Below are 20,302 nucleotides of genomic sequence, written 5' to 3'. Positions count from 1 at the left end.
ATTAAGCGTGGGAAAGCTGAAAGAGCGTAAAGATAAATTAAATCGTTCTGTCATCACCTCTGTGGTGTTGCATCTTTTGCTGATTGCGCTTGTGATCTGGGGATCCTTTGTAACCAAATCAGGGCTGACCGGCGGCGGTGAGGGCGGTCAGGTGATCGACGCCATTATGGTTGATCCGAACGCCATGGTTGAAAATTTTAACCAGCAGCAACAGCAGCAGGCCAACGCAAAACAGGCTCAGGCGCAGCGCGAGAAAAAAGCGAAGCAGCAGGAAGAAGAATTACGTCAGAAAGAACTGCGTGAGCAGGAGCGCTTAAAAGCAATTGAAGAAGAGCGCCTGAAGACCGAACAACAAGTTGAAGACCAGAAAAAACAGGCTGAAGAGCAGCAAAAACAAGCTCAGGAAGCCGTGAAGAAAGCCAAAGAAGAGCAAAAGCTGGCGGAAGAAGCCGCTGCCAAAGCTCAGGCTGAAAAAGAAAAAGTGATTAAAGAGCAGGCACTGGCGAAGAAACAGGCTGACGAAAAAGCTGCCGCACAGAAAGCCGCTGAAGAAGAAAAAGCCAAAGCCGAAAAAGCGGCTCAGGAAAAAGCAGCCAAAGCAGAAGCCGCCAAAGCTGAAAAAGCAGCCAAAGACAAAGCAGCTAAAGAAAAGGCAGCCAAAGCCGCAGCGAAAAAACAGGCCAGTGAAGTCGATGACCTCCTCGGCGGACTGGCGTCCAACGCTCCGGGCACAGAAAGCGGCGGTGCATCCGCAGCCGGTCAGGGCGGTGGCAAGAAGAGCGGAACAAATTCGGATGGCGATATGAACGGTTATATCGCACAGGTCCGGTTAGCGATTCAGGCGAAGTTCTATAATGCGGATATGTACCGCGGTAAAACCTGTACGCTGGAAATTAATATCACTGATAAAGGTACGCTTATCAGTGTGAATGCGGTCGGTGGTGATGACGGTTTATGTCAGGCCGCACTCGCGGCGGCCAAACAGGCTCGTATTCCTGCGCCGCCGAGCAAATCGGTCTGGCAGCAGTTTAAGAATACCAAACTGGACTTTAAGCCGGAATAAGCTGTAATACAGCGTGACGAACCAGATATATCCGGGTATTAGTTTTTACTGTGGTATCTGGTTTTGGTTATGAACGTTTGTTAAAATACGGGTTTGATGCGGGCATTGGCGCAACGAGGGAGAGAGAATGAAGCAGGCAGTGAAATACATGCTCGGTTTTCTGATGCTGTGGGCGGCAGTTGCTCAGGCTGAAGTTCGTATCGAGATTACTCAGGGTGTTGATTCAGCACGTCCTATCGGCATTGTACCTTTCCAGGTCGCCGGCGGCGGCGCTGTACCGGAAGAAGTCGGCGCGATCATTGCTGCTGACCTGCGTAACAGCGGGAAATTTAACCCGATCGACCCTAACCGTATGCCGCAGTTACCGGGTACCGCGTCTGAAGTGGTTCCTGAGTCCTGGACGGCGTTAGGCATTGATGCTGTTGTTGTCGGCCAGGTTCAGCCGGGTGCTGACGGCAACTATCTGGTGAGCTACCAGCTGGTGGATACCTCCGGTTCCCCGGGCAGCGTGCTTGCACAGAACCAGTTTAAAGTCACCAAACAGTGGCTGCGTTATGCGGCACACACTGCCAGTGATGAAGTATTTGAGAAATTAACCGGTATTCGTGGTGCATTCCGTACCCGGATCGCTTATGTGGTGGTTAAAAACAGCGGTGACTATCGTCACGAGCTGCGCGTGTCTGATTATGACGGCTACAACCAGTTCACCGTTCACCGTTCACCTGAGCCGCTGATGTCACCGGCATGGTCACCGGATGGCGAGAAACTGGCGTATGTTACCTTTGAGAGCGGAAGTTCAGCCCTGGTTATTCAGAATCTGTCCAGCGGACAGGTGCGTCAGGTTGCTTCATTCCCGCGTCACAACGGTGCACCGGCATTTTCACCGGACGGAACCAAACTGGCATTTGCGTTATCAAAAACCGGTAGTCTGAATCTGTATGTGATGGATCTCGGCTCAGGCCAGATGCGTCAGGTAACAGATGGTCGCAGTAATAACACTGAACCTTCATGGTTCCCGGACAGCCAGACGTTAGCGTTCACGTCTGACCAGGCTGGTCGTCCGCAGATCTATAAGGTTGGTATTAATGGCGGTGCGCCTGAGCGCCTGACGTGGGATGGGACTCAGAACCAGAATGGTGACGTCAGTGCTGACGGCAGTTTCCTGGTAATGGTCAGTTCAGGCGGCGGGAAACAGCATATCGCCAAACAAGATCTAGTAGCGAACAATTTCCAGATTTTAACGGATACGTTCCTAGATGAAACGCCAAGTATCGCACCTAACGGCACTATGGTTATTTATAGCTCCTCACAAGGTATGGGAACTATATTGCAGCTGGTTTCGACCGACGGGCGTTTCAAAGCGCGTCTTCCGGCGACTGACGGACAGGTAAAATTCCCTGCCTGGTCGCCGTATCTGTGATGCATTAAAAATATGTATGGCAAATTATAAAAGGATCAAAGAGATGCAACTTAACAAAGTGCTTAAAGGGCTGATGTTAGCTTTACCTGTTCTGGCTGTTGCTGCATGTAGTTCTAACAAAAACGACCAGGCGGATGCGGGCACTGTCGACAATGGCGCAAACGCCGGTATGTCTGCGGAAGAACTGGCACGCCAGCAGCTGCAGGAACTTCAGAACAACAATATCGTATACTTCGGTTTCGACAAATACGATATCTCTCCTGAATTCCAGCAAATGCTGGATGCACACGCTGCATTCCTGCGCAACAACCCTTCTTACAAAGTAACTGTAGAAGGTCATGCTGACGAACGTGGTACTCCTGAGTACAACATCGCACTGGGCGAGCGTCGTGCTAACGCAGCGAAAATGTACCTGCAGGGTAAAGGCGTTAACGGCGAACAAATCTCTATCGTTTCTTACGGTAAAGAGAAGCCGGCAGTTCTGGGTCACACCGAAGCTGACTACGCTAAAAACCGTCGTGCTGTAATCGTATACTAAGAGATATACATGAAAAGTAACTTCAGACGCCTGATGGTGAGTCTGTCGTTATTGATAGGTGTAGCGGCCCCCTGGGCCGCTATTGCTCAGGCACCCATCATCAATATCGGCTCAGGCTCCACTGATGACCGCCTCACGCAGCTCGAGCGTATTTCTAACGCTCATGGTCAGCTATTAACCCAACTTCAGCAACAAGTCATGGACAACCAGCGCGATATCGACATGCTGCGCGGGCAAATCCAGGAAAGTCAGTACCAGCTGAATCAGTTGACAGAACGCCAACGCGAACTTTTCTCACAGGTGGATTCCCTCACCGGTGGCGGCAGTGCATCAACAGATAATACATCCGCGGCATCCGGTAATACGGACTCTGCGGGTACTGCCGCAACCTCAGCTCCTGCTGCTGCAAGTAAGGGCAATGAGAAAGATGACTATAACGCCGCGGTAAACATGGCGATGAACACCAAAGATTATGATGGTGCAATCAGCGCATTTCAGAGTTTTATCCAAAGCTATCCGAAATCCGGTTATCTTCCTAATGCCAATTACTGGTTAGGTCAGATGAACTACAACAAAGGCAAAAAAGATGACGCCGCGGCGTATTTTGCTTCTGTGGTAAAGAACTGGCCGAAATCCCAGAAAGCAGGGGAGTCCTTCTATAAAGTCGGGCTGATCATGCAGGAGAAAGGGGATAAAGCGAAAGCGAAAGCGATTTATCAGCAGGTTGTCGCAAAATATCCGGGCTCTTCCGGTGCGAAACTGGCTGAGAAAAAACTGGCTGGTTTATAACCGCCGGTTTATTTTTTTGCTCAGAGTATAGCCCCGACCGGAGAGTTTTTTGCTCAACCGGGGCTAAGTGAGTGAATTATAAGCGTTTGAATAAGTTAATTTGAAAAAATCGTTGCACCGGCCGGATAAATCAGTATTATATCGTGCCGTTGGCAAGAGAGTACGGGTCGTTAGCTCAGTTGGTAGAGCAGTTGACTTTTAATCAATTGGTCACAGGTTCGAATCCTGTACGACCCACCATTCTCTTTTGCCCGAAATCTGAAACGGGTCGTTAGCTCAGTTGGTAGAGCAGTTGACTTTTAATCAATTGGTCACAGGTTCGAATCCTGTACGACCCACCATTTCAGAGTCCCTCAGCAGTATTACGATGGGTCGTTAGCTCAGTTGGTAGAGCAGTTGACTTTTAATCAATTGGTCACAGGTTCGAATCCTGTACGACCCACCATCGTAACCATTTTCCCTCTGATTTTTGTTCTCCCCCGGCATCACACCGGCGATCATCCGTTTGTTATTATTCATTCTCCGGCGCAAGTAAATCATCGGCATTCAGCCGGTCAGTGACCAGTGCAATAATTTTATCTGCCAGCGTTATATCGATATCAAATTTCTGTGTTTCAATCACGCGGAGTGCCACATCGCGGTAGAGTGTCAGCATCGCCATATGCGCCCGTGCGGCACGGACACGATCACGGTTATCCAGTGTCGCCATAAAACGCCCGTACAGGCCCGGAGGCAGCCAGGTGCCCAGATGACGCCCCGCATACCAGACATCCTGTGTACCGTCACTACGAAGCAGCACATGCCACTCCAGCAGGGTGATCAGCCACTGTTTCATCGCCACATCCCGCAGACGGGCAGTCCAGAGTTCATTGCGCAGATAATAAACCGGCACCTGTGAGGCTTCCAGCCAGAAGTTCTGCCAGTTTTCCAGGAATGTCTGCTGATCCGGCGGAGTGAGCACGGCAGCCGGATCGGCATACTCAGGCAACCCGGCAGTGAGACCGGTTTTATCCAGCAGAACGGCATAACCGCGCTGATAGATGCTGTCCAGCCCGTGTTCGGCCATCTGTGTGATACGTTTGCGCCCGGCCAGCACAAAATCAACTTTACGGCCTTTCTCATACAGAACCTGACAAGACGGCCAGCAGAGGCTGTCGTCTTCGCGTGAAGCCGCTTTGCGGATAATCAGCGGCACACCAAACCGGCTCAGCCAGCGGCTGTCCTGAAACAACTCATCATGACTGCTGCCGATCAGTTCGGCATTAATATCCGAAAAACGGTCTGCCTGGTTCTGGCGTGCCACAGAGCCGGTGATAATGACCGCATCGATACGGGGATCTAATAGGGCAAAAGAAATTATATTGTTTATAATTTGCTCAATTGATTCCATCTTACATCTCATTCATATAATTGATAGCTGGGCTGATAGTACGTCATAAACAAAAATAGCGGGAGAGTTCAGGTTAAAAAAACGTTATCATGTTTAGCATATTAAACAAATGCTGTTACGATGGGATGATTTTACTGAAAACAGCAGGGAAGGATACAGTTAACTAAACCTGTTATCAGTGGCTGGCCGCCGGTGACAGGAAATATACTTAACACAGGTGACGGAATGGAATTTTTTGATATTAATAATATTCTCGTGGTGATCCCTTACTGGAAAGAAGGGTCTTATGCTCTGTCCTGGATTGAAGCGGTGGGAGCAACCGCCGGGTTGTTATGTATCTGGCTGGCAAGCCTGGAAAAAACAATCAATTATCTGTTTGGCCTGATTAACGTCACGCTGTTTGCGGTGATTTTCTTTCAGATCCAGCTCTATGCCAATCTGCTGTTACAGATTTTCTTCTTCGCCGCCAATATTTACGGCTGGTATGCCTGGAGCAGACAAAATGAGAAAGCAGAAGCGGAGCTGAAAATCCGCTGGATGCCACTGCGGCAGACTGCCGTGATTGCGGCGGTTTCTCTGGCGGCGATTTTACTGCTGGCGCGTTTTATCGACCCGGTCTTTACGTGGCTGGCACAGAGCATGGTCAGTATACTGAATGCCGCAGGGGCTGATCTGGCAATGCCGGTATTGCTGCCCGATGCTTTCCCGTTCTGGGATGCAGCCATGACGGTATTGTCTGTGGTGGCGATGATCCTGATGACCCGCAAACTGGTGGAAAACTGGCTGCTGTGGGTGGTTATCAATATGATCAGTATTGTGATTTATGCCCTTCAGGGTGTGTACGCGCTGTCGCTGGAATATATTATCCTGCTGGGTGTGGCGCTCAACGGTTCGCGGATGTGGATAAAAGCAGCGAAGCAGCCGTAAAACTATTTTCAGTGCAATAACCGGGGGATTATAATGAGAGTCCGGTAATAATCGGATTCTCATTAATCAGCAATAAAAGGAAACGCCTGTGGCCGGTGGCAGCTTACTCGCACTACTCGATGATATCGCAACTGTACTGGATGATGTCTCTGTGATGACCAAAATGGCCGCCAAAAAGACATCCGGGGTACTGGGGGATGACCTGGCGCTGAATGCTCAGCAGGTGGCCGGTGTCCGCGCTGAGCGGGAGATCCCGGTGGTCTGGGCGGTGGCGAAAGGCTCCTTTCTCAATAAACTGATTCTGGTGCCGCTCGCACTGCTGATCAACGCCTTTGCTCCCTGGGCTGTTACGCCGCTTCTGATGGTCGGCGGGGCGTTTCTGTGTTTTGAGGGGGCGGAAAAACTGGCGCATAAGTTTCTGCATAAAGCCGGTGATGAGCCGGGTGAAACGGCGCCGGCGGAAGATTTTCAGATACCGGAAGAGTTGGCCGCATTCGAGAAACGCAAAGTCAAAGGCGCCATCCGCACCGATTTTGTGTTATCGGCGGAGATTATTGCTATCACCCTCGGTATTGTTGCCACCTCTCCCTTTATTAATCAGCTCGTGGTGTTGTCGGTGATTGCGATCATTATGACTATCGGGGTATACGGCCTGGTGGCCGGGATTGTCAAACTCGATGATCTGGGATTTTACCTGCAGAAGAAATCAGCCGCGCTGCTGAAAAAACTGGGTGACGGACTGATCCACGCCACGCCGTATTTAATGAAAACCTTATCAGTCGTCGGGACAGCGGCCATGTTTATGGTCGGCGGCGGTATTCTGACACACGGCATTCCGTTTATTCATAACCTGATTGAAAGTCTTGCTCAGCAGAGTGCACAACTCCCGGCACTCGGCAGCATATTGCACTTTATGACCCCACCGGTTGCCAATTTATTGTTTGGTCTCGTCGCCGGTCTGGTGATTGTTGCGCTGATTACCGCTGTTAAGCGTATTAAAACGGGATTAGCGGCATAAATACCCTTCTCACGGGCAGCGGCTGATGAAGCCGCTGTTTTCCTTCTGATTCATAATAATTTGTCCTGTTGATCTGAATATTTTCGGGGTGAAAAATTAATTTCAATTCCGGCGGCAGCTAATTGTTTACAGCTTGTTGACAAGCAGTTAGATTAAAATAACGACAATAATGAAACGGGACACCGGAAGAGACGGGTTATGAATTATCAGAACGATGATGTAAAAATAAAAGAAATTCGGGAATTATTACCGCCAGTGGCGTTATTAGAGTCATTTCCCGCGACTGAGACTGCCGCAGACACCGTTCGCCGCACCCGTCATGCAATCCACGAAATCCTGGAAGGCCGGGATGATCGCCTGCTGGTCGTTATCGGGCCATGCTCAATTCACGACCCGAAAGCGGCGGTTGAATATGCGGATCGCCTGCTGACATTACGCAAAGAACTGAAAGGTGAGCTGGAAATCGTCATGCGCGTCTATTTTGAAAAACCGCGCACCACGGTCGGCTGGAAAGGGCTGATCAACGATCCGCACCTCGACCACTCTTTTGCCATCAATGATGGTCTGCGTATTGCCCGCAAACTGCTGCTGGATATCAATGATAAAGGCTTACCGGCAGCCGGTGAGTTTCTGGATATGATCACCCCGCAGTATCTGGCGGATCTGATGAGCTGGGGTGCTATCGGTGCCCGTACCACGGAATCTCAGGTACACCGTGAGCTGGCCTCCGGGTTGTCCTGCCCGGTCGGGTTTAAAAACGGTACAGACGGTACCATCAAAGTCGCCATTGATGCCATTAACGCCGCCGGGTCGCCGCACTGTTTTCTGTCCGTGACCAAGTGGGGACATTCGGCCATCGTGAACACCACCGGTAACGGTGACTGCCATATCATTCTGCGTGGCGGTAAAAAACCTAACTACAGCGCGGAAGATGTCAGTGCGGTAAAAGAAGGGCTGGCACAGGCCGGTCTGGCACCGCGTATCATGATCGATTTCAGCCACGCTAACAGCAGCAAACAGTACAAGCGTCAGATGGATGTGAGCACCGATGTGGCACAGCAGGTTGCCGGTGGTGAGAAAGCCATTATGGGTGTGATGGTGGAAAGCCACCTTGAGGAAGGGAACCAGAACCTGGAAGGTGATGCGCCGCTCGTGTACGGCAAGAGCGTGACAGATGCCTGCATCGGCTGGGAAGATACCGAAACCCTGCTGCGTCAGCTGGCAGATGCGGTAAAAGCCCGCCGCAGCTGATTTCGCCGGAAGCATTAATCCCGGAAAATAAAAAACCCTGACACTGTCAGGGTTTTTTTCACCAAAGAAAGCGGATTACTTCGCTTTACCCTGGTTAGCAACAGCAGCGGCTTTGGCAGCAATCGCATCCTGGTCGCCCAGGTAATAGCGGCGCAGCGGCTTCATGTTTTCATCAAACTCATACACCAGCGGCACTGCGGTCGGGATGTTCAGCTCGAGGATTTCATCTTCGCTCATGTTATCCAGATATTTCACCAGCGCACGCAGGGAGTTACCGTGTGCAGCGATGATCACTTTCTCACCGGAAGCAATGCGTGGTTTGATAACATCAGTCCAGTAAGGCACAACGCGGTCGATAGTGATCGCCAGGCTCTCAGTGGCAGGCAGTTCGCTTTCTGCCAGTTTCGCATAACGCGGATCGTGGCCCGGGAAGCGCTCATCACTTTTTTCCAGTGCCGGCGGGGTAATGGCAAAACCGCGACGCCACAGTTTGACCTGCTCGTCACCGTATTTTGCAGCGGTTTCCGCTTTATCCAGACCCTGGAGTGCGCCGTAATGGCGTTCGTTCAGTTTCCAGCTTTTCTCAACCGGCAGCCACTGCTGGTTTACCTGATCCAGGATATTCCACAGTGTGTGAATAGCGCGTTTCAGTACAGAGGTATAGGCGAAATCAAAAGAGAAGCCTTCTTTTTTGAGTAACTGACCAGCCTCTTGTGCTTCAGCACGGCCTTTTTCAGATAACTCAACATCAGTCCAGCCGGTAAAGCGGTTCTCTTTGTTCCACTCACTTTCACCGTGACGTACAAGCACCAGTTTAGTTACTGCCATAGCGTAAACTCCTGTTGTGTTTCAGATAGGGGGTTTCAGAATTGAAACAGACCCGGCACATTGCCCATTATATTGGTCACCGGCGCCTTTCGGCAAACTTTCCGCACAGGTATTTCCGCCGGGGCCTGTGCTGAAGAGATCAATTCCGTCCTGTTTACCGGATAGTGTATACCAAAACTGAATCGATTCCGCTATAAATGTTTACGCAAAGTGTGATACACAGGAAAAAACGGTTTTTTACGCCACCTTAAACGGCCAGGTAAAAAACAGCAGATGGCAGAGGTTCAGCGCGAAGTGAAACCCTGTCGCCACCCACAGCCGTCCGCTCCACATCCAGGCCAGCCCGTAGATAACCCCTGCCAGACCGGCAAAGACAACCAGCAGCGCTCCTCCGGCAATATGTGCCAGGCCGAAGACAGCGGCTGCAATAAACAGCGCGGCATAGGGCGGCAGATACCGGGAAAGCACCTGCTGAATAGCCCCCCGGAACAGCGCTTCCTCTGCGAGGGAGACAAAAAACAGATTCGCCAGCATAAACGCCGGCAGCCAGCGCGGCAGATGCGGTTCAAACCCCAATCCGCCAAGCGTGGTTGCCAGTAACAATAGTGCAGGTACGGAGAAAGCCAGTAACAGCCAGTGCAGGCGGGTGGCCCGGCGCAGCGGCGCGGTGACAAAAAGCTGCGGAATGATGATGATCAGCACAAACGGAAGCAGTGCTTTATCGGCATTAAACCAGAATGAATAGGGCGGACTGTGCGGCCCGGCAGCCTCCGGCGGCATCCAGCGCAGGTTGTGGAATCCCGGCAGCAGATGAAAAGCCAGACCCGGCACGACGGTGATCACCAGTAGTGTCAGCAGTACACGCTGCCATGAGCGTGGTGCGGTATAAGGCCGTGCGACAGCCAGAAGGATAGCAAACCACAGGGTGAGCAGGGCATGCCAGTCCATCACACCGGTAAACAGGGCGCTGATGGTGGCAGCCAGAAGTGTTGCCAGTGACAGTGTCCGGTGAAATTGTAATAACAGCAGAGATAATGCAAGTAAAAGCCAGGTCATGGAATTGTGTCAGAGAATCAGAAAAGGAGTGTGCAGGGTAAAAGAGAAGCCAGTGATGCGCCAGCAAAAAAGCAGACTGATAATGATTTTTAATCAGATTATTCTTAATAACGGACTGAATACATTCAGAAAATAACGGCTGTTTCCGGTGCAGTAAAAAAGTAAAACAGCCGTTTGATAAAAAGATTACAACGTATTGATTTCGTAACGATAACTACCGTTATCAGGAATAAATGCCAGCCGCCGGTTGATACAGGCCGGGGTATCCTCGCTGTGATGGCTGACAAACAGCAGCTGGGTATCACCACGGCTTATCATAATATCGATAAAACGCAGCACCAGCAGGCGGTTGAGTGTATCCAGCCCCTGTAACGGCTCATCAAGGATCAGCATTGCAGGGTGTTTTACCAGGGCCCTGGCAATCAGTATCAGCCGCTGCTGCCCCCACGACAGGCTGTGGAACGGAGCATCGCGGTACGCTTTCAGACCGAGCAGCGCCAGCCACTCATCCGCCAGTTTTACCTGCCGGTCTGACGGTTTCTGATAGAGCCCGACAGAATCGAAATAACCGGAAATCAGCGTGTTACGCACACTGATATTGACGCGGTAACTGAGGTGGATGCTGTTACTGACATACCCGATATGGCGTTTGATATCCCACACCGTTTCTCCGCTGCCCCGGCGGCGGCCGAACAGCGTCAGGTCATTGCTGTAGCCCTGCGGATGATCACCGGTGATCAGACTGAGCAGTGTGGATTTACCCGCGCCGTTCTCGCCGGTGATTTGCCAGTGCTCACCGGGCAGCACCTGCCAGGTCAGATCATTGAGGATGGGCTTATCGTTATAGCTGACACAGCCGTGATTGAGGATCACCCGCGGAATATCCGGCGCAAGGCGTTCTGCGGACGGGTCATCCCGCTCCGGCAGCGTCAGATGCTCTGTCTGCTCACTACGGGCCAGCTGTGCCTGTAATAGTGCGGATAAGGTATCCGCTGGTGCCAGCACACAGTCTGTCAGCAGCCCGGCGCGGGTGATAAAGTCCGGAATATCACTGAAACGGTTGAGGATCAGAACAACCGTCAGCCCGCCCTCTGCAAGCTCTGCCAGCATCTCACTGAGCATACGGCGGGAATCGGTATCCAGCCCGTCATAAGGCTCATCCAGCACCAGTAAATCCGGCTCTGTCATCAGTGCCTGACACAGCAGGGTTTTGCGGGTTTCACCGGTGGAAAGGTATTTAAAGCGGCGTGACAGGCGATCAGAAATCCCGAACTGCGCCGCCAGCTGCAGGCAGCGCTCATTATCACGATGCTCCGCCTGAATAATCTCAGCGGTGGTACGGCCGTTATCGGTGTCATCGCCATCCATCAGGTCGGTATTATTGCGGTTCCACTCTTCATCAATCAGCGCCTGTAATTTCTCAAACGCGACCAGAACCGGACGGCGGAAAGTGTTGCTCATCTCCCCGGAAAGCAGCGGAAGTTCCTGAATCAGCGCGCGGGCAAGGGCAGATTTTCCACTGCCGTTAGTGCCGATAAAGGCGTGGTGCTGACCGCTTTCCAGCTGTAATGACGGAACAGAAAGCTGTTTATCCGCGCTTAACCGGAAGACCCCTTGTGTGATGTGCAGATATGCCATAGTGAACAGCCTTATTATTAGTTTAATTATTCACCAGAAATAAGCGGAACCGGCAGGGATGTCAAGATATGGTACCGGTGTTACATCCCGTATCATGAAAAGAAGATCTGCTTCACAGAAACGTCATCATTCAGTCTGCTGTTTTTGTTATACTTTTTGGTACAGAAATCAGGGCATCACGGAAATTAACCGGAAGAGAGGGCAGGGTGAGAACAGGATTAAAATATTCGGTGCTGGCATTACTGGTCAGCGGAACGGTCAATGCCGCGACAGTGGATCTGCGGGTGATGGAAACCTCGGATATTCACAGTAACTTAATTGACTTTGATTATTTCAAAGACAAACCGACAGAGCAGTTTGGTCTGGTCCGCACCGCCGGTTTAATTAAAGCGGCAAAAGGTGAAGCCACCAACGCAGTATTAGTGGATAACGGGGACTTAATTCAGGGCAGCCCGCTGGCGGATTATATGGTCAGTAAAGGGTTAAATGACGGTGAAGCCCATCCGGCACATAAGCTGATGAATACCATGGGTTATACCGTCGGAAACTTCGGTAACCATGAATTTAACTTTGGCCTGGATTATCTGAAAAAAGCCATTGCCGGTGCGGATTTTCCGTATGTGAATGCCAATATTATTGATGAGAAAACCGGTAAGAATCTGTTTACCCCTTATATTATCGTTGATACCCCGGTTAAAGATCGCGACGGCAAAGAGCATGTGATTAAAATCGGCTATATCGGTTTTGTACCGCCGCAGATCCTTATCTGGGATAAAGCGAATCTGGAAGGAAAAGTCCGCGTCAATGATATTACGGAAACCGCGAAAAAATTTGTGCCGCAAATGAAGGCAGAAGGTGCGGATTTAATTGTCGCTATTCCGCACTCCGGTTTTTCTCAGGAGCCGTATAAAGCCATGGCTGAGAACTCGGTTTATTATCTCAGTGAAGTACCGGGTATTAATGCCATTATGTTCGGTCACTCGCACGGTGTATTTCCGGGCAAAGACTTTGCGGATATCAAAGGCGTTAATATTGAGCAGGGAACCGTTAACGGTATTCCGGCAGTGATGCCCGGCCAGTGGGGGGATCACCTCGGCGTGGTGGATCTGGTGCTGAATAATGATGACGGTGCGTGGAAGGTGGCGGATGCCAAAGCACAGGCGCGTCCGATTTATGACAAAGTCAATAAAAAGCCGCTGGTGGTACGGGATGACAAGCTGGCTTCTGTGATTGATGAGCAGCACAATGCGACCCGGACCTTTGTCGGCAAACTGATTGGTAAATCACCGGATAATATGTACAGCTACCTTGCCTTGCTGCAGAGCGACCCGACGGTGCAGATTGTGAATAATGCACAGACTGATTATACCCGCCGCTTTATTCAGGGCGATCCGGATCTGGCAGATTTACCGGTGCTGTCAGCGGCTGCACCGTTTAAAGTGGGCGGACGCAAAAATGCCCCGGCGGATTTCGTCGAGGTGGAAAAAGGGGATATGACGTTCCGCAACGCGGCGGATCTCTATCTCTACCCGAATACGCTGGTGGTGGTGAAAGCGACCGGTGCGGAAGTGACCGAATGGCTGGAGTGCTCCGCCGGGATGTTCAATCAGATTAACCCGCAGTCAGAGGCACCGCAGAGCCTGGTCAACTGGGATGGTTTCAGAACCTATAATTTCGATACCATTTCCGGGATCAACTATCAGATAGACCTGACACAACCGGCAAAATATGATGTGGAGTGCCAGACAGTCAATCCGCAGGCCAACCGTATCAAAAATGTGACTTATCAGGGTAAGCCGATTGATCCGAAAGCGGTTTTCCTGGTTGCCACCAATAACTACCGTGCTTACGGCGGAAAATTTGCCGGTACCGGTGACAAACATATTGCGTTTGCCTCACCGGATGAAAACCGCAGTGTGCTGGCCGGTTATATCGCGGCAGAAACCAAAGCGAAAGGTGCGGTATCAGCGCAGGCTGAGCAAAACTGGACATTTGTGCCGGTGAAAACGGATAAGAAATTAGATATCCGCTTTGAAACTTCACCGGGCGATAAAGCCACACAGTTTATTAAAGAAAATGCCCATTACCCGATGACCCGGGTCGGGACGGATGATGTGGGTTTTGCGGTTTATCAGGTTGATTTAACAGCGAAGTAAGCAGTTACTCACGAAAGCCGCCGTCAGCGGCGGCTTTTATCATCATTTTTATCAGCATAATGTGGCAATAATCACCTGGTCCGCATTAAACAGCGCGGTGACGTCATCACCTTCTTTCAGTTGCTGCCTGTCGGCATCCTGATTATCCAGGGTGGAGCATAATTGTGCGCCGCCGGTCAGTGTCACCATCACCTCGCTGTTTTCCGCACCTCTGGCAACGGAACAGATACGTCCGCTCAGACGGTTGTCATAATCCGTGCTGTTTTCTGCGGATTTGCTGATTTTCACCCACGGCGCTTTAATCAGAGTAAGTACTTCTTTACCGACTGATAAGCCCAGCCGGTTGGCACTCTGTTCCGTCAGGGCAACGGCAAGTTCGGTCTTTTTATCCGCCAGCAGGACATTCACATGCTGCTGCACATGAGAATGGTTGCGCGACATAATTGTGCCGAAGAACTGGTTACGGGCACTGGTCTGCAATGAGAAGCGGGAGATGGCCGCCAGCAGGCTGTCGAGGGGCAGCGAATCATCCTTAAGAACATCAAAGGCTTTCTGCTGGATCTGTGCCAGCAGATCATAAAGCTGAAGTAAGCGCTCACCATAGCGTGTCAGTGTCGCGCCGCCGCCGCCTTTGCCGCCGGTGGCCCGGTCAACAATGGTTTCCTCGGCAAGCTGGTTCATCTCATTGATGGCATCCCAGGCGCTTTTGTAACTGATTCCGGCCAGTTTTGCCCCCTGACTGATGGAGCCGGTGGCTCTGACCTGTTTGAGTAAGGAAATCCGCCGCGGATCGGCAAATAAATGACCTTCTGATTTCAGTGTTAATAAAATATCCAACGGAAAATACCCCGTATATTAATCAGACAGAATCACCGGCGCAGTCTCTCCGCCCGGTGCGGCTTTACTTTCCGGTTAGTGTAGCAAACTGCGTTTTTTTTTCATCTGCCAATATGGCGGTTTAAGTTTACTTAAAAATTCATGAACCGGATAAAAACAGGTATGGTATAGGAATTGATTATCAGCCAGAGATTATTTCATGCAGAATGTATTATTTCGTCTTCATCAGGCAGTCAAGGATTCCCCGGAACCGGAAGGGGCTGAAACAGAAGAATTTGCCCGTATGCTGGCAGAACAGCCATTCTGGGCTGAATCACAGGATCATGAAAGTGGCGGACAAATTGGTCTGGCATTCACTCAGGGGGAAGATGATGAAGAACCTCTGCTGCTCGTTTATATGCGTGATGATGGCGGTCATGAAGCACCTGCAAAAGTCGCGGAAGAAATGGCATCCGGTGAGCGGGAATATACCTGGCTGCCGGGCGCGTTTTTACTGGGACTGAGCAGGAAAATTGATTTCACACTGTGCATCATCGGTGAGGATGGGCAAACCCTGCCACTGAACAGCCAGTTTATGAAAATGATGTTTCTCTATATTCAGGAGCTTTACCGCGAAGACGATGAAGGTGAAACACCGGTACAATCCCCGGCTGCCCCTGTCTCACCACGCAGCAGTATTGTGGAAAAACCCGGCAGTGCCGGAAAAGTGATAGGTTTTCTGATTCTGGCGGCGGCTATTGTGGCGGTTGTTTACTTTATGCAGACCTGACAGCACGAATCGCCATGCTTTCCGGGGTGTGATTTATATAGAATAGCGGCCATTATGACGCTATTATAGTCATGCTGAATATCCTTTTCGCCTGATATAAAGAGATTAAGTGCTATGTTTGAGTTAGTTAAAAGTTTAGGTTTCGCACTGTTAATGGTTCCTGTTGTTATGACAGGCCTGGCGGCTCTGATCTGGGGATTAGGTGAAATTTTCAACCTGATTTCAAAAGGCGAGCGCCGCGAAAAGCAGCTCTGATTATACCGTATTCAGGATTACCTGCGTTCGCGGGTAATCCGTCTTTGTTTCTGTTTTCCCGCTCATTATCTGCGTAATTCCCCTCATTTTATATTGTTTTCCGCTTAACTGCCGATAGTGGGATAAACCTCCTTTCATTTTTCGTTGTATCTTGTTATATACAACGGGTTAATCCTAATCTATCCTGGTGGAAAAAATGAAAAAACAGTTCAGTAAGTTATTGGCCGGTGTTGTTATCTCTGCTGCTGTCATGAGTCAGGCATGGGCCGCTGAAAAAGTGACCGTATTTGCTGCGGCATCACTGACAAATGCGGTTGATGAAATCTCGGCAAAATATAAGCAGGAGAAAAAAGGTGAAGTGGTCGCGTCTTATGCGTCTTCTTCCACCCTGGCCCGTCAGATTGAAAATGGTGCTCCGGCAGATATCTTTATTTCTGCTGACCAGAAATGGATGGATTATGCCCAGGAGAAAAACCTGATCATCAATGACACCCGTAAAACCCTGCTGGGTAATGAGCTGGTGCTGATTGCCGCGAAAGACAGCAAAATTGATAAAGTTGATATTAATAAGCAGACTGACTGGGTTAAATTACTGGATGGCGGCCGTCTGGCTGTCGGCGATCCTGATCATGTGCCGGTTGGTATCTATGCACAGGAAGCCCTGGAAAACCTGGGTGCCTGGAAAGCCGTTGATCCGATGCTGGCCCGCACTAATAATGTGCGCAGCGGCATGGCGCTGGTGGAACGCGGTGAAGCGCCGCTGGGTATCGTGTACGGCTCTGATGCGGTTGCCAGTGATAAAGTGAAAGTGGTCGGTATTTTCCCGGCAGATAGCCATAAACCGGTTGAATATCCGATTGCTATCCTGAAAGATCGCAATAATGCCGATGTTAAAGGTTTCTATGATTACCTGCAGACACCGGAAGCAAAAGAGATCTTCAAACGTTACGGTTTCAGCCCTCTGTAATAAGTAAGGACTAACAGACAGCGATGTTGAATGAGTATGAATGGCAGGCGGTCATCCTCAGCCTGAAAGTATCAACGGTCGCCGTGGCAGCCAGTCTGCCGTTCGGCATACTGATGGCATGGGTACTGGTGCGCTGCCGTTTTCCGGGCAAGTCGCTGCTGGACAGTCTTATCCACTTACCGCTGGTGTTACCGCCGGTGGTAGTGGGTTATCTGCTGCTGATCAGCATGGGGCGCAAAGGCATTATCGGTGAGTGGCTCTATAACTGGTTCGGCTTCAGTTTTACCTTCAGCTGGCGCGGTGCCGCGCTGGCTGCGGCTGTGGTGGCTTTTCCGCTGATGGTGCGGGCTATCCGTCTGGCACTGGAAGCGGTGGATATGCGCCTGGAGCAGGCGGCACGGACACTCGGGGCTTCCCCGCTGCGGGTCTTTTTCACCATCACACTGCCGCTGTCGCTGCCGGGTATTATTGTCGGTACTGTGCTGGCATTTGCCCGTTCGCTGGGGGAATTCGGCGCGACAATCACCTTTGTTTCCAATATCCCGGGGGAAACCCGGACTATCCCGCTGGCCATGTACTCCCTGCTTGAAACGCCGGGGGCGGAAATGGACGCAGCGCGGCTCTGTATTATCGCCATTGTTCTGGCACTGGCTTCACTGCTGGCCTCGGAATGGCTGACCCGCTGGGGACGCAAACGCCTGGGGGTTGCCACATGTTAGTGCTTGATTTTGAACAACAGCTCGGTGATTTATCGATGGTGATCAATACCGAACTGGCCAGTGACCGTATTACCGCTGTCTTCGGGCTCTCCGGGGCAGGGAAAACCTCCTTTATCAATGTGATCGGCGGGCTGACAAAACCGCAGAAAGGGCGGATTGAGCTTAACGGTCACACACTCGTCAATATTGAAAAACGTATCTGTCTGCCGCCGGAAAAACGCAAAATCGGCTATGTCTTCCAGGATGCACGCCTGTTTCCCCATTACCGGATAAGAGGCAACCTGCGCTACGGCATGGCACGGGGGATGGAAGATCAGTTTGACAGTATTGTGGAACTGCTGGGTATCGGGCATCTGCTGAACCGCCTGCCGATGACCCTCTCCGGCGGGGAGAAACAGCGGGTGGCGATTGGCCGCGCGCTGCTGACCGCACCGGATATCCTGCTGATGGATGAACCGCTGGCGTCTCTGGATCTGCCGCGCAAACGCGAACTGCTGCCGTATCTGGAAAAGATGGCACAGGATATCAGTATTCCGATCCTGTATGTCAGCCACAGCCTGGATGAGATCCTGCGGCTGGCGGAAGATGTGGTGATTCTGGAAAAAGGCCGCATTCTGGCACAGGGACCGCTGGAAGAGGTATGGGCCGGGGCGGCATTACGCCCGTGGCTGACACAGGAAAGTCTCTCAAGTGTACTGAGTGTCACTGTGCTTGAGCACCACGACCGCTACGCCATGACGGCCGCTGCTATCGGTGACCAGGTGCTGTGGGTGCCGCGTATCGCCGGTGAACGGGACACGCCGGTACGTGTGCGTGTCAGTGCGGATGATGTGTCCATTGCACCGGAAAAACCGAAAAGCAGCAGTATCCGCAATATATTACGGGCAAAAATCACGGAAATGTATGATGACGACAACGGGCAGACTGATGTGCGTCTGGCGGTCGGCAATCATTTCCTCTGGGCACGTATTACCGGCTGGGCGCGGGATGATTTGCAGCTGAAACCCGGACAATGGGTGTATGCCCAGGTAAAAAGCGTGTCACTGAGCCGCGAATTATAATTTATCTGAATATACGTACTTTTCATTAATAAAAGGGGCATTCATATTGTTCCGATTGCCCTTCCGAATCACCGGCGATATATATTAACGCCGGTGCATCACTGACCCTGCCAGATTATCACAGAATATTCTCCGCACACGGAAACAAGTGTAAGACGTGCGTTATTGCATAAAAAACCACTGAGTCAGAGGGATAAAATGAAAAAAGCACTTTTCTTTTTATTACTGGGTATTTTCTCCGGCGGCCAGGCGCTGGCGGCAAATCAGGTGATGTGTTACACCTATCTGAAAAAAGTCAAAGATGTTGAAATCGAAAACTTAAAAGTCTGGTGTATCGGCACCACTGACGGTTCTCAGGGCGGAATGCGTATCCCGGAGCTGCTCAGTATGGGATATAAAGTGGTGGCAACAGAAAGCTTCCCGTATCAGTATTCTGAGGGCGGCTATACTTATGACGGATCGAAATTATTGCTGATCGTCGAAAATGCAAAATTCCCGAATCAGAATCCGGCAGAAAAAATGAAAAATAACTGGAATTTTGATAAGTATAAATAACTAATTTTGTTCTCTGAACAGCGGGAAATAAATAATAAAAAACGCCTTTATTAAAAGGCGTTTTTTATAGTTCAGAATACGGTATTGATCAGCTGAGAATATGACGGCGGATTGCCTGTGCAATACCCGGCTGTGTATTATCCGGGATAATCAGGTCAGCGTGTGCTTTGACTTCGTCTGCCGCATTACCCATTGCCACTCCGAGACCGGCGGCTGAAAGCATGCTGATGTCATTATGGTTATCACCAAATGCCATCACATCTTTCATCGTCATTCCCTGAGATTCCACCCATTCCTGTAAACGGCGGCCTTTGCTGTTACCTTTGCGGGCAATATCCACCTGGTTTATCCACGACCACTCGCAGGACAGTCCCATATCCGCTTCCACAGCGTCGGTAAATTCACGCAGTTTGTTCAGATCATCTGAGCAGGTGGCGAATTTCCAGATAGTGTCAGCGCGATCAACCTCATCAAGAAAATTATTCACTTTGCGCATCACCGGACGCTGGTGCTCCGGCAGAGAAGCTGACCAGTTCAGTGTCCGCTCAATAGTGCTGCTGTCAGTGTGATAAAGCATGGCATCCGAGATATACATCAGATGCTCGATATCCGTCTGTGCCAGGCGTTCGAGCAGCTGACGGGATTCACTGACACTCATCGGATCGGCGGAAAGCACTTTTTTCCCCGGATAATCGTACAGATAGGTACCGTTACAGCAGATAGCCGGTGTATCCAGCTGCAATGTCTGATAAAACGGATGAATAGCAACGTGATGACGGCCGGTGACAATCAGCACCTGCACCCCGGCACGACGGGCTTCGCGGATGGCATCCAGCGACTCCTGCAATATATGTTTATCCGGATCGAGAAGTGTACCATCGAGATCAAATGCGAGGACGCGGTAAGACATAACAGGGAGCCCCTTGTATGAGTGTCAGAACCGGAATAACGGCGGGCATCAGGGAATATTATTGTATCCTGACGGCATCCTGAATGATTCCGGGCGGAGATAACTGATAATATAGCATGTTAATTGTTTCGCGATAAACGCTAAGTGCGGTATTA

20 protein-coding genes and 3 tRNA genes are annotated in these 20,302 nt (G+C 50.8%); 17 read left to right on the top strand and 6 right to left on the bottom strand.

The window, feature by feature from the left end:
* Positions 1-7 precede the first annotated feature (7 nt).
* From tolA to X965_RS03670, 7 genes are all read left to right on the top strand, one after another.
* The gene (gene tolA / locus X965_RS03700) at positions 8-1,063 is read left to right on the top strand and encodes a cell envelope integrity protein TolA (protein ID WP_036417095.1); all 1,056 of its coding nucleotides are present in this window, start codon (positions 8-10) and stop codon (positions 1,061-1,063) included.
* Between the two features lie 127 nt (positions 1,064-1,190).
* Positions 1,191-2,483 carry a Tol-Pal system beta propeller repeat protein TolB gene (gene tolB / locus X965_RS03695; protein ID WP_004235661.1) on the top strand — a complete coding sequence of 431 codons (1,293 nt, stop codon included), beginning with the start codon at positions 1,191-1,193 and terminating at the stop codon, positions 2,481-2,483.
* A 43-nt stretch (positions 2,484-2,526) separates the two neighbouring features.
* A complete protein-coding gene (gene pal, locus X965_RS03690) occupies positions 2,527-3,021 on the top strand; it encodes a peptidoglycan-associated lipoprotein Pal (RefSeq protein WP_004241622.1) in 495 nt (164 codons plus the stop codon).
* Positions 3,022-3,030: 9 nt separating this feature from the next.
* Positions 3,031-3,810, top strand: coding sequence for a cell division protein CpoB (cpoB, locus tag X965_RS03685; protein ID WP_015422550.1), 780 nt, complete (start codon positions 3,031-3,033; stop codon positions 3,808-3,810).
* A gap of 164 nt (positions 3,811-3,974) precedes the next feature.
* Positions 3,975-4,050, top strand: a tRNA-Lys gene (locus X965_RS03680).
* Between the two features lie 25 nt (positions 4,051-4,075).
* A tRNA-Lys gene (locus X965_RS03675) sits at positions 4,076-4,151 on the top strand.
* A gap of 28 nt (positions 4,152-4,179) precedes the next feature.
* Positions 4,180-4,255: transfer RNA gene (locus tag X965_RS03670), tRNA-Lys, on the top strand.
* A 66-nt stretch (positions 4,256-4,321) separates the two neighbouring features.
* On the opposite strand, the gene X965_RS03665 is transcribed toward X965_RS03670, so the two are convergent.
* Positions 4,322-5,200, bottom strand: a complete 879-nt coding sequence (locus tag X965_RS03665; protein ID WP_036417092.1) for an aminoglycoside 6-adenylyltransferase — start codon at positions 5,198-5,200, stop codon at positions 4,322-4,324.
* A 225-nt stretch (positions 5,201-5,425) separates the two neighbouring features.
* On the opposite strand from X965_RS03665, the gene pnuC reads away from it, so the two are divergent.
* From pnuC to aroG, 3 genes are all read left to right on the top strand, one after another.
* Entirely contained in the window at positions 5,426-6,127 is a 702-nt protein-coding gene (pnuC, locus tag X965_RS03660) for a nicotinamide riboside transporter PnuC (protein WP_004235665.1), read from the top strand.
* 88 nt (positions 6,128-6,215) lie between these two features.
* Positions 6,216-7,145, top strand: coding sequence for a DUF808 domain-containing protein (locus X965_RS03655; RefSeq protein WP_036417090.1), 930 nt, complete (start codon positions 6,216-6,218; stop codon positions 7,143-7,145).
* 198 nt (positions 7,146-7,343) lie between these two features.
* Positions 7,344-8,396 (top strand): 3-deoxy-7-phosphoheptulonate synthase AroG, encoded by a 1,053-nt coding sequence (aroG, locus tag X965_RS03650; RefSeq protein ID WP_004235667.1) that lies wholly within the window; start codon positions 7,344-7,346, stop codon positions 8,394-8,396.
* Between the two features lie 75 nt (positions 8,397-8,471).
* Here aroG and gpmA read toward each other — a convergent pair whose 3' ends face one another.
* From gpmA to modF, 3 genes are all read right to left on the bottom strand, one after another.
* Complete coding sequence (gpmA, locus tag X965_RS03645) at positions 8,472-9,224, bottom strand: 2,3-diphosphoglycerate-dependent phosphoglycerate mutase (protein WP_036417088.1); 753 nt, start codon at positions 9,222-9,224, stop codon at positions 8,472-8,474.
* Positions 9,225-9,461: 237 nt separating this feature from the next.
* Positions 9,462-10,280, bottom strand: a complete 819-nt coding sequence (locus X965_RS03640; protein ID WP_036417086.1) for a CPBP family intramembrane glutamic endopeptidase — start codon at positions 10,278-10,280, stop codon at positions 9,462-9,464.
* Positions 10,281-10,466: 186 nt separating this feature from the next.
* Positions 10,467-11,918, bottom strand: a complete 1,452-nt coding sequence (gene modF, locus X965_RS03635; protein WP_036417084.1) for a molybdate ABC transporter ATP-binding protein ModF — start codon at positions 11,916-11,918, stop codon at positions 10,467-10,469.
* Between the two features lie 206 nt (positions 11,919-12,124).
* Here modF and X965_RS03630 point away from each other — a divergent pair, with 206 nt between their 5' ends.
* Positions 12,125-14,074, top strand: coding sequence for a bifunctional 2',3'-cyclic-nucleotide 2'-phosphodiesterase/3'-nucleotidase (locus tag X965_RS03630; RefSeq protein ID WP_015422552.1), 1,950 nt, complete (start codon positions 12,125-12,127; stop codon positions 14,072-14,074).
* Positions 14,075-14,125: 51 nt separating this feature from the next.
* Here the strand turns inward: X965_RS03630 and modE are convergent, their stop codons facing one another.
* The gene (gene modE / locus X965_RS03625) at positions 14,126-14,911 is read right to left on the bottom strand and encodes a molybdenum-dependent transcriptional regulator (RefSeq protein ID WP_004235672.1); all 786 of its coding nucleotides are present in this window, start codon (positions 14,909-14,911) and stop codon (positions 14,126-14,128) included.
* A gap of 199 nt (positions 14,912-15,110) precedes the next feature.
* On the opposite strand from modE, the gene X965_RS03620 reads away from it, so the two are divergent.
* From X965_RS03620 to X965_RS03600, 6 genes are all read left to right on the top strand, one after another.
* Positions 15,111-15,680: a hypothetical protein gene (locus X965_RS03620; protein WP_004241632.1), complete on the top strand. Its 570-nt coding sequence runs from the start codon at positions 15,111-15,113 to the stop codon at positions 15,678-15,680.
* Positions 15,681-15,794: 114 nt separating this feature from the next.
* Positions 15,795-15,935 carry an AcrZ family multidrug efflux pump-associated protein gene (locus X965_RS18875; protein ID WP_004235675.1) on the top strand — a complete coding sequence of 47 codons (141 nt, stop codon included), beginning with the start codon at positions 15,795-15,797 and terminating at the stop codon, positions 15,933-15,935.
* Positions 15,936-16,131: 196 nt separating this feature from the next.
* Complete coding sequence (gene modA, locus X965_RS03615; RefSeq protein ID WP_036417081.1) at positions 16,132-16,902, top strand: molybdate ABC transporter substrate-binding protein; 771 nt, start codon at positions 16,132-16,134, stop codon at positions 16,900-16,902.
* A 23-nt stretch (positions 16,903-16,925) separates the two neighbouring features.
* Positions 16,926-17,621, top strand: a complete 696-nt coding sequence (gene modB / locus X965_RS03610; RefSeq protein WP_004235677.1) for a molybdate ABC transporter permease subunit — start codon at positions 16,926-16,928, stop codon at positions 17,619-17,621.
* Positions 17,615-18,682, top strand: coding sequence for a molybdenum ABC transporter ATP-binding protein ModC (gene modC / locus X965_RS03605; protein WP_036417079.1), 1,068 nt, complete (start codon positions 17,615-17,617; stop codon positions 18,680-18,682). Before modB ends, modC begins: the two co-directional genes overlap by 7 nt.
* 198 nt (positions 18,683-18,880) lie before the next feature.
* Positions 18,881-19,237: a hypothetical protein gene (locus X965_RS03600; RefSeq protein ID WP_036417077.1), complete on the top strand. Its 357-nt coding sequence runs from the start codon at positions 18,881-18,883 to the stop codon at positions 19,235-19,237.
* Positions 19,238-19,325: 88 nt separating this feature from the next.
* Here the strand turns inward: X965_RS03600 and X965_RS03595 are convergent, their stop codons facing one another.
* Positions 19,326-20,147, bottom strand: coding sequence for a pyridoxal phosphatase (locus X965_RS03595; RefSeq protein ID WP_004235680.1), 822 nt, complete (start codon positions 20,145-20,147; stop codon positions 19,326-19,328).
* Between the last annotated feature and the right edge of the window lie 155 nt (positions 20,148-20,302).

The sequence above is a fragment of the Morganella sp. EGD-HP17 genome, assembly GCF_000512315.2.
Taxonomy (GTDB): domain Bacteria; phylum Pseudomonadota; class Gammaproteobacteria; order Enterobacterales; family Enterobacteriaceae; genus Morganella; species Morganella morganii.
The sequence above is the reverse complement of the archived record's forward strand: the minus strand, read 5'-3'. Positions and strand labels throughout refer to the sequence as shown.

What these genes read in the sequence shown, in the direction of transcription:
- tolB (WP_004235661.1), top strand. Translation starts at nt 1,191, where the DNA reads ATGAAGCAGGCAGTGAAATACATGCTCGGTTTTCTGATGCTGTGGGCG.
- pal (WP_004241622.1), top strand. Translation starts at nt 2,527, where the DNA reads ATGCAACTTAACAAAGTGCTTAAAGGGCTGATGTTAGCTTTACCTGTT.
- cpoB (WP_015422550.1), top strand. Translation starts at nt 3,031, where the DNA reads ATGAAAAGTAACTTCAGACGCCTGATGGTGAGTCTGTCGTTATTGATA.
- X965_RS03665 (WP_036417092.1), bottom strand. Translation starts at nt 5,200, where the DNA reads ATGGAATCAATTGAGCAAATTATAAACAATATAATTTCTTTTGCCCTA.
- pnuC (WP_004235665.1), top strand. Translation starts at nt 5,426, where the DNA reads ATGGAATTTTTTGATATTAATAATATTCTCGTGGTGATCCCTTACTGG.
- aroG (WP_004235667.1), top strand. Translation starts at nt 7,344, where the DNA reads ATGAATTATCAGAACGATGATGTAAAAATAAAAGAAATTCGGGAATTA.
- gpmA (WP_036417088.1), bottom strand. Translation starts at nt 9,224, where the DNA reads ATGGCAGTAACTAAACTGGTGCTTGTACGTCACGGTGAAAGTGAGTGG.
- X965_RS03640 (WP_036417086.1), bottom strand. Translation starts at nt 10,280, where the DNA reads ATGACCTGGCTTTTACTTGCATTATCTCTGCTGTTATTACAATTTCAC.
- modF (WP_036417084.1), bottom strand. Translation starts at nt 11,918, where the DNA reads ATGGCATATCTGCACATCACACAAGGGGTCTTCCGGTTAAGCGCGGAT.
- X965_RS03620 (WP_004241632.1), top strand. Translation starts at nt 15,111, where the DNA reads ATGCAGAATGTATTATTTCGTCTTCATCAGGCAGTCAAGGATTCCCCG.
- X965_RS18875 (WP_004235675.1), top strand. Translation starts at nt 15,795, where the DNA reads ATGTTTGAGTTAGTTAAAAGTTTAGGTTTCGCACTGTTAATGGTTCCT.
- modA (WP_036417081.1), top strand. Translation starts at nt 16,132, where the DNA reads ATGAAAAAACAGTTCAGTAAGTTATTGGCCGGTGTTGTTATCTCTGCT.
- modB (WP_004235677.1), top strand. Translation starts at nt 16,926, where the DNA reads ATGTTGAATGAGTATGAATGGCAGGCGGTCATCCTCAGCCTGAAAGTA.
- modC (WP_036417079.1), top strand. Translation starts at nt 17,615, where the DNA reads ATGTTAGTGCTTGATTTTGAACAACAGCTCGGTGATTTATCGATGGTG.
- X965_RS03600 (WP_036417077.1), top strand. Translation starts at nt 18,881, where the DNA reads ATGAAAAAAGCACTTTTCTTTTTATTACTGGGTATTTTCTCCGGCGGC.
- X965_RS03595 (WP_004235680.1), bottom strand. Translation starts at nt 20,147, where the DNA reads ATGTCTTACCGCGTCCTCGCATTTGATCTCGATGGTACACTTCTCGAT.